At 36.8% G+C, this 13059-nt stretch carries 12 protein-coding genes and 1 pseudogene; 3 read left to right on the forward strand and 10 right to left on the reverse strand.

Annotation, left to right across the window (positions count from 1 at the left end):
- Nucleotides 1–97 precede the first annotated feature (97 nt).
- A complete protein-coding gene (locus FG383_RS15625; protein ID WP_142608326.1) occupies nucleotides 98–2233 on the forward strand; it encodes a cell division protein FtsA in 2136 nt (711 codons plus the stop codon).
- 37 nt (nucleotides 2234–2270) lie between these two features.
- Here FG383_RS15625 and FG383_RS15630 read toward each other — a convergent pair whose 3' ends face one another.
- The 10 genes from FG383_RS15630 to FG383_RS15675 all read right to left on the reverse strand — a co-directional run bounded on the left by FG383_RS15630 (nucleotide 2271) and on the right by FG383_RS15675 (nucleotide 11971).
- Nucleotides 2271–2852: a YtxH domain-containing protein gene (locus FG383_RS15630; protein WP_142608327.1), complete on the reverse strand. Its 582-nt coding sequence runs from the start codon at nucleotides 2850–2852 to the stop codon at nucleotides 2271–2273.
- A 14-nt stretch (nucleotides 2853–2866) separates the two neighbouring features.
- Nucleotides 2867–3331 carry a DUF948 domain-containing protein gene (locus FG383_RS15635; RefSeq protein WP_142608328.1) on the reverse strand — a complete coding sequence of 155 codons (465 nt, stop codon included), beginning with the start codon at nucleotides 3329–3331 and terminating at the stop codon, nucleotides 2867–2869.
- Between the two features lie 145 nt (nucleotides 3332–3476).
- Complete coding sequence (gene murC, locus FG383_RS15640; protein WP_142608329.1) at nucleotides 3477–4778, reverse strand: UDP-N-acetylmuramate--L-alanine ligase; 1302 nt, start codon at nucleotides 4776–4778, stop codon at nucleotides 3477–3479.
- 133 nt (nucleotides 4779–4911) lie between these two features.
- Nucleotides 4912–7716 carry a DNA translocase FtsK gene (locus FG383_RS15645; protein WP_246097030.1) on the reverse strand — a complete coding sequence of 935 codons (2805 nt, stop codon included), beginning with the start codon at nucleotides 7714–7716 and terminating at the stop codon, nucleotides 4912–4914.
- Nucleotides 7717–7861: 145 nt separating this feature from the next.
- Nucleotides 7862–8467: a YtpR family tRNA-binding protein gene (gene ytpR, locus FG383_RS15650; protein ID WP_142608331.1), complete on the reverse strand. Its 606-nt coding sequence runs from the start codon at nucleotides 8465–8467 to the stop codon at nucleotides 7862–7864.
- Nucleotides 8464–9279 (reverse strand): DUF1444 family protein, encoded by an 816-nt coding sequence (locus FG383_RS15655; RefSeq protein ID WP_142608332.1) that lies wholly within the window; start codon nucleotides 9277–9279, stop codon nucleotides 8464–8466. Before FG383_RS15655 ends, ytpR begins: the two co-directional genes overlap by 4 nt.
- A gap of 143 nt (nucleotides 9280–9422) precedes the next feature.
- Nucleotides 9423–9734 (reverse strand): thioredoxin family protein, encoded by a 312-nt coding sequence (locus FG383_RS15660; protein WP_142608333.1) that lies wholly within the window; start codon nucleotides 9732–9734, stop codon nucleotides 9423–9425.
- Between the two features lie 12 nt (nucleotides 9735–9746).
- Entirely contained in the window at nucleotides 9747–10259 is a 513-nt protein-coding gene (locus tag FG383_RS15665; protein ID WP_142608334.1) for a hypothetical protein, read from the reverse strand.
- Nucleotides 10260–10322: 63 nt separating this feature from the next.
- On the reverse strand, nucleotides 10323–10850 hold the full coding sequence (locus tag FG383_RS15670) for a DUF84 family protein (RefSeq protein ID WP_142608335.1): 528 nt from the start codon (nucleotides 10848–10850) through the stop codon (nucleotides 10323–10325).
- A gap of 47 nt (nucleotides 10851–10897) precedes the next feature.
- Nucleotides 10898–11971: a M42 family metallopeptidase gene (locus FG383_RS15675; RefSeq protein WP_142608336.1), complete on the reverse strand. Its 1074-nt coding sequence runs from the start codon at nucleotides 11969–11971 to the stop codon at nucleotides 10898–10900.
- A gap of 170 nt (nucleotides 11972–12141) precedes the next feature.
- Here FG383_RS15675 and FG383_RS15680 point away from each other — a divergent pair, with 170 nt between their 5' ends.
- Together FG383_RS15680 and FG383_RS21380 are read left to right on the forward strand one after the other, a co-directional pair.
- Entirely contained in the window at nucleotides 12142–12456 is a 315-nt protein-coding gene (locus FG383_RS15680; RefSeq protein WP_142608337.1) for a hypothetical protein, read from the forward strand.
- 133 nt (nucleotides 12457–12589) lie between these two features.
- Nucleotides 12590–12799, forward strand: a pseudogene (locus FG383_RS21380) (ABC transporter substrate-binding protein); the annotation flags it as partial.
- Nucleotides 12800–13059 lie beyond the last annotated feature (260 nt).

A 13059-nucleotide genomic window follows, 5' to 3' on the forward strand; every position in this document is an offset into this window, starting at 1 on the left:
TAACTCATATTATAATCAATGTATGTGAAAATGTCACGCATTTTTATTTTAGCGATTCAACTCGCTAAAGTGTGTGCCTGAAAAAGGACGTGGGAAATTGGCAGCTAAGTTATTTGCATTAGATATAGGAACAAGATCTGTAGTAGGAATTATTTTAGAAGAGCGCAATGAGAACTTTCATGTTGTTGATATATTAGTAGAGGAACATAAAGAACGTGCAATGGTCGATGGGCAAATACATAATGTACTAAAAGTCGCTGAAGTCATTCAATCGATCAAAAAGCAGCTGGAGGAAAAACATGGACCACTTGAAAAAGTAAGTGTAGCTGCTGCAGGACGAGCACTAAAAACAGAACAAGCAGAGATTAAAATGGATATTAAAAATAGACCTATTTTCTCTGAAGATGACATAAGCCGATTAGAGCTTACTGCCGTACAACAAGCACAAAACAATTTAGTGCAAAATGATTCGGACAAAGAATCTAGTCACTATTACTGCGTCGGATATAGTGTTTTATACTACCGATTAGATGGAGAAGAAATTGGTAGTTTGGTAGACCAACAAGGGCGAGAGGCATCCATAGAAGTAATTGCAACTTTTTTGCCAAGGGTAGTAGTAGAATCATTACTTTCTGCTTTAAAAAGGGCTAACTTAGAAATGGAAGCTTTGACATTGGAGCCAATTGCCGCGATTAATGTATTAATCCCTCCTACCATGCGACGACTGAATGTTGCACTTGTGGACATAGGTGCTGGAACTTCTGATATTGCCATTACAGATTATGGTACAGTTGTCGCATATGGGATGGTCCCAAATGCAGGAGATGAAATTACAGAAGCGTTAAGTGATCATTACTTACTCGATTTTCCACTCGCGGAAGATGCAAAAAGAGCAATTAATACGAATGACTTTATCCCGATACAAGATATTCTAGGATTTGATCAAAACATCCCAAAAGAAGAAATGATTGCAGCTATCAAGCCAGCAACGTTGGAACTCGCAATATCCATTTCGACCGAAATCCTCAGGTTGAATAATAACCGACCGACAAAAGCCGTCATGCTCGTTGGTGGAGGAAGCTTAACCCCTTCCCTTACGACGATTTTAGCAGAAAAACTAAATTTACCAGCAAATCGGGTGGCAGTCCGAGGAATTGATGCGATCCAAAACTTAACAAAAGAAGCACATATTCCAATATCTCCAGAACTGGTTACACCAATCGGAATTGCTATCGCAGCAAAACGGGCACCAATACAATATATGTCTGTAGAAGTGAACAGCCAAGTCGTTCGCCTATTTGAGCTAAAAGAAATGACTGTAGGGGATGCACTGCTAGCAGCGAATATTCCTACCCGGAAGTTGTACGGCAAGCCAGGAGCAGCACTTTCTGTGGAAGTGAATGGACAAACGATACATATTCCAGGAGAACATGGCAAACCAGCTGTAATAATGTTAAATGGACAGAAAACTAATACAAAAGCCGCGATCAAAAACAAAGATATTATTGAATTATTAGAAGGCGAGAATGGGAAAGAAGGTTCCGCTTCCGTACGTGATTTAATCGATGATGCTTCTGTTAAAACGATTACTTTTCAAGGTGTTTTACATACAGTTGAACCTTCAGTAAAGGTTAATGCAAAGAAGGTCTCTCTCGATACACCGTTAAAGGAAAGGGATAAAATTACGGTTGATACACCACAAACAGTTGAACAAATTTTACATGCAATTCGAAAAGAAAGTTATGTAGCCCAGTTGAATCCGTATATGTTTACAATTGAGGATAAAAATCATTATATACCGGCCTTTTCATCAAAATTATTGTTAAATGGAAAATCAGTAAAGCTTTCCTACGCAGTTCAAGACAATGATGTTTTAGAAATAAGTGCAGCGAATCCTCCAACTCTACAACAACTTGCCGTTCAATTGGAGAAGAAATTCATGGAGCATATAGTACTTACTTTCCAAGGAGAAGCAATAGAGCTTACGAGGGAATGTGCAGTCGTGTCAATTGGAGAAATGAAGTTATCCCTTTCGGATAGTATTCCAAGCGGAACTATCTTACAGTGGAAGCAAGTAAACTATGCTCCGTGGATTTTCCAAGATGTTTTCCGTTTTACGGATTGGAATATGCCAGAAGGGGCTGGTTCATTTCAAATTATTCGAAATGGACAGCCCTCTCGGTTTGACGAAGAAATCTTTGGCGGCGATCAGTTAGAAATTGTGTTTAAATAAGAAAACACGAAACGGGTATATGCCGTTTCGTGTTTTCTTATTTATTTGAGTTATTAGTACCTACTACTGCTTCTTTAATCGCTTCTGCAACCGCTGTAGTATCTTCTTGCTCTGCCGCTACTTCTTCTTCTGTTGTATGTGAAATAGTTTCCATATAATCCATTGGTTCTTCACCTTCATATGAAGCTGTACCGTCGTCTAAAGGAGAAGTTGGGTTCCCCTTGATGGACTTCACTTTATCTACTAATTGACCTGATTGCTCTTGTAATTGCTTCGAGATTTGCGTTGTTTTCTCCTTGGCAGTCGAAGAAAAATCGATTGTTTTTTCTTTTAATTGCCCTGCTTGCGTAGAAAGATTGCCTCGAAGTTCTGATCCAGTTTTAGGAGCTAATAATAATGCGGTCGCGGCGCCGATAATACCACCAATGAATACTCCAATAAGAAAGTCTTTCCCGTTTACTTCTTCATCCCGATACACATTTTCTCTCGTTTCGTTGTAGTAAGGAACTGGTGGATAATTTGGAGCAGCTTGTCTATCATACGAAGGCTGATTTGCATAATATTCATGATTATAGGACGCTTCATTATAATTTGGCTTTTTTGATTCGTGGTTGCTCATGTAAATTCCTCCAATTATTGGTTTGTTTTTTTATTTTGTTCATAAGTTTGATAACCTGCTTGCTCTAATTCTTTCCGTTCTTTCCATTTATCCCTTATTCCTAATACTACATTACTCCACTGTACAACTTGCGCTATTTTTTCTTCGTTTTTTGTAACGGAAGATGTGACAGAAGATGTTAGTCGCTGTATGGAATGATTAAAGCCACTAACAGAAGTTCCTACATTTTTCACTGCATCGACAACTGTATTTAGTTTTTCCGATTTCTCTTGTATATCTTCTGCTAATTCATTTGTTTTATGAAGAAGTTCCGCCGTTTCTTTTGTCACATTTTGTAAATTTTTATCCAATCCTTCTAATGTGCCTGCAACATTATTTAAAGTCTTTTTCACTGAAAACAATGTAACAGCAAGACTTATACAAAGCACCAAAAATGCAACTGCAGCTATAATAGCAGCTATGTATAAAAGATTTTCCATTTTGTATCCTCCCCTTTTCTTCGTTGTCCTATAACATTTTTACCCTAAAAGAATAAAATTAAACTTCTTTCTCTATTACTATACTACGTTTCTTTTAAATATCCTTTAAAAAAATGCTTAATCACAGAAGGATTAAGCATTTTTTTCAGCTATTTAATTTTCCTTCAAATGCTTGTTGATATTTTTGTACATCTCCAGCACCCATAAATAAATAAACTGCATGTTCATAGCCAAGTAATTGATCGACTGTCTCTTCATATAAGATTTGACTGTTTTCAATTAAATCGACGAGCGTTTGAATGGATAGATCCCCAGCATTTTCTCTTGCTGAACCAAATATATCGCATAAAAAGACTTGATCTGCCAAACTTAAGCTTTCGCTAAATTCATGTAAAAACTTTTTCGTTCTAGTAAATGTATGCGGTTGAAATATCGCCACAATTTTTCGATTTGGATATTTTTGCTGTGCTGATTGAATCGTTGCTTTAATTTCGGTCGGATGATGCGCATAATCATCAATAATAACCCGTTCTCCGATAACTGTCTCTGTAAAGCGTCTTTTCACGCCTTCAAACGTTTCTAATCCTTTTTGAATAATATCCGCTGGCACTTCTTCGTAATGGCATAAAGAGATCACAGCGAGTGAATTTAATACGGCATGGTCGCCGAATAACGGAATTGTAAAACGCTCATAGAACTCATTTCGAACAAACACATCAAAAGAAGTTCCCTCCGTTGTTTTCTCTAAATTACGGGCTGCAAAATCATTATGTTCCCCAAAACCGTAATAGACGACAGGAACTGGTGCTTTAATCTTTTGTAAATAGGCATCGTCGCCACAAGCAATAATCCCTTTTTTTACTTGCATCGCCATCGATTGAAATGCATGGAATACATCCTCAATATCTTGGAAATAATCTGGATGGTCAAAATCAATATTTGTCATGATTGCATAATCCGGACTATATGCTAGAAAATGTCTACGGTATTCACATGCCTCAAATACAAAATTAGACGCATCCTTTTCCCCTTTTCCAGTGCCATCACCGATTAAGAAAGAAGTAGGCGAATAACCGCTCAATACATGAGAAAGCAAACCAGTAGTAGACGTTTTACCATGCGCTCCTGTTACTGCAATGGAAGTAAATCGACTCATATAGTCACCTAAAAAATTGTGATAACGAATGACTTCCAATCCTAATTCCTTTGCTCTAACAAGTTCAGGATGACTATCAGGAAAAGCATTTCCTGCAATAATTGTCATGCCTTCCTCAATATTTGCTTCATCAAATAACAACACATTTATATTTCTTTCATGTAAAGGTTTTTCTGTAAAGAAATACTTATCAATATCAGAACCTTGTACTTCATTTCCTACATCATGTAATATTTGCGCCAAAGGGCTCATTCCAGACCCTTTGATACCTGTAAAATGATACTTTGTCATACGTTGTAAACCTCCTGGGGCTATCCCCGCTTAAATACACTATTCAATACATTTTCACTTCATTTATCATACATCTTCTAAAAACGTACTCCCCATTATATCATTTTTTCATCCATACTTTTAATAAATAATATTAACTAAATATTTGTTCTAAACTATCGTTAGTAAGTAACACATCTCTCGCTTTGCTCCCCTTTGGTTCCGTAATATAACCACTCTCATACATGGCATCTATTAGCCTTGCAGCACGATTATATCCAATGTGGAATTTACGTTGCAGTAAAGAAGTAGAAGCAGATCCTTGTTCTACGATAAAACGGCATGCCTCTTCAAATAATTCATCTTGTTCGGAAGTTTCCGCTCTTTGTAGCAATTCCTCTTGTTCGAATATATAGTCAGGAGTTCCCTGACTTCTCGCATACTCGATAACCGCTTCGATTTCATCGTCCGATACATAAGTACCTTGTATACGAACAGGACTAGACATGCCATTTCCTTGATATAGCATATCCCCTTTTCCAAGTAATCGTTCTGCTCCTTGTTGATCTAAAATCGTACGAGAATCGATTTGAGAAGAGACAGAAAAGGCAATACGCGTAGGAATATTCGCTTTAATAAGCCCCGTAATAACATCCACAGATGGACGCTGTGTAGCTAAAACTAAGTGAATACCGCATGCTCTCGCTTTTTGTGCGATGCGACAAATAGCGTCCTCCACTTCTGCTGGAGCCATCATCATTAGATCTGCCAGCTCATCGATCACAATAACAAGATATGGTAATTTCTGCGCAAATTGTCGCTTCGAAGTTGCTAACGTATTGTATCTACTAATGTCGCGTACTCCAATATGTGCAAATAATTGATAACGACGCTCCATTTCTTCTACAGCCCATTTCAATGCGGCAGTTGCTGCTTTAACATCTGTAATAACAGGACTTACTAAATGTGGAACATGATTAAACGGAGCAAGCTCTACCATTTTAGGATCGATTAATAGTAATTTTACTTCTTCTGGAGTCGCTTTATACAACAAACTCACAAGTAATGAATTAATAAATACCGATTTACCAGATCCTGTTGCTCCTGCGATTAAACCATGTGGCATTTTTCGTAAATCCAGTGTCACAGGTTTTCCAGTAAGGTCGAGTCCAAGTGCTGCTTCAAGAGGGGAATCAGACTGTATAAAAACCTCTGTATTAAGCACTTCCGATAAACGAACTGCTCGTGACGTTCGGTTAGGAATTTCAATTCCGATCGATCTTTTCCCTGGAATTGGTGCTTGAATACGAATATCTTTTGCAGCAAGCGCTAATTTCAAATCATCTGCTAGGTTGCGAATTTTACTTACCTTTGTCCCATGGCCTACAGTCAGTTCAAATTGTGTTACAGCTGGGCCTTGAACCATTTGAACAATTTCACCTGTTACTTGAAAATGGGATAATGCCTCTACTAATGTGTATGCTTGTTCTTCCATCCACTCTTTGTCCTCATCCTTCATTTCAGGTGGGAGCAAATAACTGAATGATGGTCTCGTGTAATTAGAGGAAACGATTTCCTGCTCTATTTGTTCCTCTTTTTCGTTTAGTATTGCTTGGGGTACTTCGATTGTTTCTACAGGTTTTTGTATTACAGGTTCATGTATATTATCTATATTTAGTTTATTCAACTTTTGCTTATCTGATTTCAGCATTAGCACATTAAAAGGCCGAATATTTTCTGTTTGAACTTCCAACTTCTCTTCCTCTGCTTGTTCCAACACAGGCGATGGTTCTTCCACAAGTGTTGCCGCAGTTGCTTCTGCAGCAAATTGTTCTGGAGTTACAGCAATTGGATCTTCCACTCTGACTGGTTCTTCTATTTTCTCCTCTTTTTTTATCATTGCTTTTTCTATATGTTGTTTGTCTGATTTCAGCATTAATACATTAAAAGGGCGAATATTTTCTTTCTGAACTTCTTGTTGTTCTTCTCGTACTTCTGGCATTTCTTCTTGTATTTTTTGTTTTTCTTCTTGTACTTCTGGTTTTACTTCTTCTACTTCTGGCATTTCTTCTTGTACTTCTGGTTTTACTTCTTCTACTTCTGGCATTTCTTCTTGTACTTCTGGTTTTACTTCTTCTACTTCTGGCATTTCTTCTTGTACTTCTTGTTTTACTTCTTCTATTTCTAGTTGTTCTTCTTGTACTAATTCTAGTGTAGGTACAGATTCCTCTGTCTCTTTAAGTATTGGTGTAACCTCTTCTTTTGCCATTTGTACAGGTAGCGTACTAACTGGTACTTCCTCTATCATTATTTCTTCTAGTTTCGTTTCTTTTTCTGCATGTTTTTCGATAGAGGATTGCTTTTCTCTATTTTTCGAAAAACCATAAATAGGAGATGGTACTTCTGTTGGCGTAAACGCACTTTTTCTACTTGCTGTAGTCGTAATACCATCCATTGTATTTTTTTCTATACGTTGATCTAATTTCTGTTGCTTCCGTTGTTGCCACGTTTCTTGAATAGTACTAGTGGAGGTATTGTCCACGAGTGGTTTTTCTATCTGTTTTGAACTTTCTCTGCTTTTTGAAAAACCATATACAGGTGAAGGTACTTCCGTTGGTGTAAATGCTCTTTTTTTTCTTATGATTGCGGGCGTATCATCCACTGTTATTTTTTCTGATCGGTGAATGACTGTCGGTTGCTTCCGTTGTTGCCACTTGTCTTGCGTGTACAATGGTTTATATGGTTGTTCTTCTGTTAATGTTTTTTCTATAAAAGGTTCATGAATAATTTTATCATCATTTGGTTGTTCGTATAGCGTGTCATTTCTTTCTTCATCTGGTATTAATGGAAAGCGAAATGGTGTTTTTGATCGTGTAGTCGAAACAGTTCTCTCTTCTACTTCGATTTCTTCTTTATATTCTTCTTCATTAGATCCAAATAGTTTTTTAAACCAATTCAATTTCATCACTCTTTCTAATAGATACCTTCTATTTTACCAATAAAAACGGTATAAGTCCCCTTATATAATAAAAAAGCACACCATATTGGCATGCTTTTTCATATTTTGATATAAATTAGCTAATTATAGATTAAGAGAACATGCCTTATGATACAAAGGCTGTTCCTATTTCGGCATTTTCATCTAGAACTAATATACCTTTCGCTTCTGGTGCGTTCGGTATTGCTAATTCTCTTGCGGAACATAACATACCACTAGAAGCAATTCCGCGAAGCTCCGCGTCTTTAATATTCATACCAGAAGGCATAACCGCTCCCACTTTTGCCACTACCACTTTTTGGCCAGCTTCCACATTTGGTGCACCACAAACGATTTGTAATGTAGTCTCTCCAACATTAACTTGACAAACTTTTAATTTATCCGCGTTTGGATGCTGTTCTAATGATTCTACATAACCAACAACAAATTTAGGTGACAAGTCGACTTCTAATTGGAATTCTGCACCATTTGCATTTAAAGCTTGCTGTACTTTTTCGACGAACGCCGCTGTTAGCTCAACAGTGCCAGTCGTCTCTATTTTTTCGTATTTGCTAAAGCCAAAAATATTGATCGCTAGTACTTCATTTGACTGTGCATCTTTCACAAATGTTACGTCACCTTTAGTTTCAGTCACGACTTTTACTACTTTTTCAGGTGTTAATTGTACTAATAGTACATCCCCTATGCCCACTTCATTGTAATAAATATTCATTTGTCTTCGTTCTCCTTCGTTACTCGATTTTTCGCCATGATAAATATTGGCTCTAAATGGCCATTTTCATATATAAAAGATAATGAAGTAATCGGTACAGTTCCAACCGTGAAGAAATGCATCGTCATTTGAGCTAGAACATCGTATCCTGTTTCATTTCTTATATCACCAATTATCATAACATCTTGGTGGGGTACAGAAACAGTCATATCTCCAACAATTATTTTTTTCATGTCACGAAGTAGCGATTCATTTAACATACGACTAGCATCATAACCATCGTTATTATTAAAGAAATAATACGTATTGTCCGCAACGACATCTTTTTTGTAATTTGTTTCTAAGTTTCTAACTTGGAATAATGCTCTCTCACGAATTTCTGTTTCTCTTATATTCCAGGCAGCTAACATTTTTTCATCGAGTAGACGATAGGTGCTTCCTAAGTCTAATGCATAGTAAATACGTGTTTCTGCTGTATGGTCTTTTGTAATAAATTTATTTCCTTCATTTGATTTTAAAGGAAATGAAGTAGAACGAATAACTGGGTAGACAGAAGAAGCCGGATCAATTTCCCCTGCCATTTCTTTTTCCATCGCTTGAAATGTGTGATGAATTGTATACACCACTTCTTCGATTGCTTGATCTTTCTTCGTTTCATATTTGGCTAAAATAGGAGGTATCGAAATATCAATTCCTTTTCCGATTTCCTTATGCGTCAATCGAAGCTTATTCGTTTCCCGATTAAAATCATACGTATATATTTCTTCCGATAGTTTTGTTTTTAAAACTCTTATAAGTTCTAACGCTTTCACTTTAAATCTTTCCTTTCATTTCAATCACATACAACTCGACTGAATGATCAATAGTTTCTGTATCTAACTCATTACTAAGAAAAATGTACGACTTTAGCTAAAAAAAGTTAAACGGTCCACCATTAGGGAACCGTTTAAATGTTTTACATCGTTTGAAGAAAAGATTCGATTTCTTCCTTTGTTTTACGGTCTTTACTAACAAAACGGCCTTTTTCCACACCATCTTCGAAAACGATAAAACTTGGAATGCCAAACACATCTAATTGGCCACATAAATCGATGAATTCATCTCGATTTACAGACACAAATGTAAAGTTTGAAAATTTGTCTTCTACTTCTTCCATAAATGGGTCGATGAAAAGGCAATCTGGACACCAATCGGCTGTGAATTTGAAAACAACCTTTTCCCCTTGTTTTAACTGTTCGAATTGTTCTAGAGAAGTTAAATTTTGCATGTAAATCTCCTTTTAGTTTGTAGTAATAGATCTAACAATTGTCATCATTTTATCCAAATTTCCTGCAATATTTTGATGTTTGGAAATCGTCGTCAGCTTAATACCACCGATACTTGTAACGAGTTCATATTTTTCTTCACTATTTTCGATAATTGCTACAAATCCAAAACGACCATTTTGTTCAAAGGTCTTTTCTTCTACAATTTTCAAATTAGTATCCGCCATCATTAAATCATAATATAATCGACTATCTAACAATTCATTCGGATTAAGAAATAATATATAAGAATCGTTTCCTTTTGAAAGAATAATATTTGTTTCATCTGACTCATCTTCTATTGAAAAACCACTTGGGATAAATAATTTTATATTATTTACTTTTTCATTCGGTTTTTCAGCATCACCTTGAAAAACTAATTTCGCATTTTCTATACCGTCTTCCACTTGTTCTTCTATGGAAGAGCATCCAACCAATAAAATGACAGCTAGTGACGCGAAAAATACTCGCATCCAATTTCGAGTCATTTACTTTCCTCCATTCAAAGCATAACTGCTATATATTTTAACGATGATTTGTACCACATGCAACTACAACAACTTCTTGGAAAGTTCATATTGTCCAATTAGAAGATACATAATATGTTCGAACATCATACTTCTAGTAATCAGCCCATTCGTAAATACACCAATTGCCCCTTCGTCATGACGAATACCTTTCCTATTTGTATAGACGTCCATAACTGGGCCAAGTTCCGCACCAGTTCGTAACTGTACAGCGATTTCATTTGGCAATGGGATACCTGCTCCAGTCGCAGTAAATACTTCACCATTATTTGCAACAAGTGCTCCCCAATTACAAATGTAAAGGCTCCCCTCTATTTCCTGTACCCCTCCTTCTAATCCAATTCCAAACAAGTCATCTGAATTGGGCAACTCCATTAGTTGTTTTGCTCGATTGATCGCCCCTTGTCTCGTTTCTTCGTTACTCATTGGTTGCGCAAAAACTAGTGACTCTACTTCTTTGTTTATAAAACTAGCATCTGGATAATAAATACGTGAGATTGTTTGAACTGCTTTTGTTTTAGCTTTATTAGTAGTACCTATGAATATGTTCATCCATTCATTCTCCTTTTGCAAAAAAAGATGCCTCGAGGGCATCTTTTTTATACGTTTGCTTTGATTGTTTCTAATGTAGTACGGTCACATGCTTTTACTAGTTTTACTAGTAATTCTTTTGCTGCTGCATAATCATCTGTATGGATAATTGATGATGATGTATGAATATAGCGTGAGCATATACCAATTACCGCACTTGGAATTCCTTCATTGGATGTATGCACTCGACCTGCATCCGTTCCACCTTGGGAGATGAAGTATTGATATGGGATTTTATGTGTTTCTGCTGTATCCAATACGAATTCTCTCATACCGCGATGTGTTACCATTGTGCGGTCGAAAATACGTAGGAGTGCCCCTTTCCCAAGTTGACCGAATTCATTTTTGTTACCGGAAGCATCATTTGCAGGGCTTGCATCTAATGCGAAAAATAAGTCTGGTTTAATCATATTTGCCGAAGCCTGTGCCCCACGAAGACCAACTTCTTCCATTACGTTCGCACCGGAATAGAGCATATTTGGTAATTGCTCGTTTTGCACTTCTTTTAGCAGTTCAATTGCAAGTCCACAACCATAACGGTTATCCCAAGCTTTCGCCATAATTTTTTTATCATTAGCCATTGGTGTGAATGGACAAACAGGAACGATTTGATCTCCTGGTTTAATCCCCATTCTAGCTACGTCTTCTTTATTGTCTGCGCCAACATCGATGAGCATATTTTTAATGTCCATCGGTTTATTACGTATTTCATCGCTCAGTAAATGAGGAGGAATGGAACCGATCACACCTGGAATTGTTTTTTCTTTCGTTACAATGTCCACACGTTGCGCAAGTAGCACTTGGTTCCACCATCCACCTAGTGGTTGAAAACGAATCATTCCGTTATCTGTAATACCCGAAACCATAAAGCCAACTTCGTCCATATGACCTGCAACCAATATTTTAGGTCCATTCGCATCGCCTTTTTTCAACCCGAAAATACCACCCAAATTATCTTGGACTATTTCATCCGAATACTTCGATAGCTCGCTTCGCATAAATGCACGTACTGCATGTTCGTTACCGGGTGCACCAGGTAATTCTGTTAACGTTTTAAATAGTGAGCGCGTTTCTTCATTCATATAAAAAAGCCTCCTAATGCTATGTAAAAACTTATTTTTTTCCAAAAAGATTCCCCTTCTATTGTAATAAAAGATACATTACTTTACTACAATTAAACTTCGTATATCGAAAAATTTAAACGAAACGAGATGTGTGATACACTGAAAAAAATGACTGAAGGAGGATAATGATGAAATTAAAAGATTATATGATGGGTCTAGGAACTGGAATTGCAATTGGAATTATAGCAAGTCAAGCCGCTAACAAAGTGAATTTTAATCGATCTGCTGAGCTCGTTCTAAAAGAGATAAAAACATCGTTTAAAGAAGAGGGACCAATTGATGGATCATGGATTTTAATGAATCCAGAGCCTTTTAACAAAGAGGCAATTCGTACAAATGTATATAAAGGTGGCATTTCCCGGATGAAAAATGGGGAACTCGAACAATTTGAATTTGCAGCAGATGCAAAAACAGGTACGGTTGTGGATTTAGTGAAAATGTAATACAAACAAGACTAACATGATGTGAAGCCAAGAAAGAAGTAAAACACCTACTTCCTTCTTGGCTTTTTGAATTCTCCTGTCTCTTCTCATATACTAATCATCCATAATAAATTTATTGACATTTTTTATCTAAATGCTTCCTGAGTTTGCGGGAGATTATGTAATCTTTAGTAAAAACCCAGATGTTGATAATTCATTTATGGAAACTGACTTATGGAAAAACATACCTGCAGTTAAAAACAATCAAGTATTTGAAATAAATACGAAAGCATCTACCTACAGTGATCCAATCACGCTAGAGTATCTTCTAGAGCTTTTCGAAAAATCATTTCTTCAAAATTAAGAAGCGTGAAGGTATTCTTTTCATAAGCATGCCTTCGATACTAAACTGCCCCCCGTATGGTTCGTACTTTTAAAAAAGGAACAAAGGCTAGGCGCCACATCGTGTGGCAACGCCTTCGTGACCAACATCCTGTTGGCCTCCACTGGAGTCGTCGTCTGCAGCGAAAATCAAAAGAAATTGCTTACTTATTCAGTGGCAACTCGCAAAAAACAAAATTTCTGCAGTATTTCGTCTGGGTGAATCCAATTATTGGATTCACC

This window comes from Psychrobacillus soli, from assembly GCF_006861775.1.
In the GTDB taxonomy this organism is placed as follows: domain Bacteria; phylum Bacillota; class Bacilli; order Bacillales_A; family Planococcaceae; genus Psychrobacillus; species Psychrobacillus soli.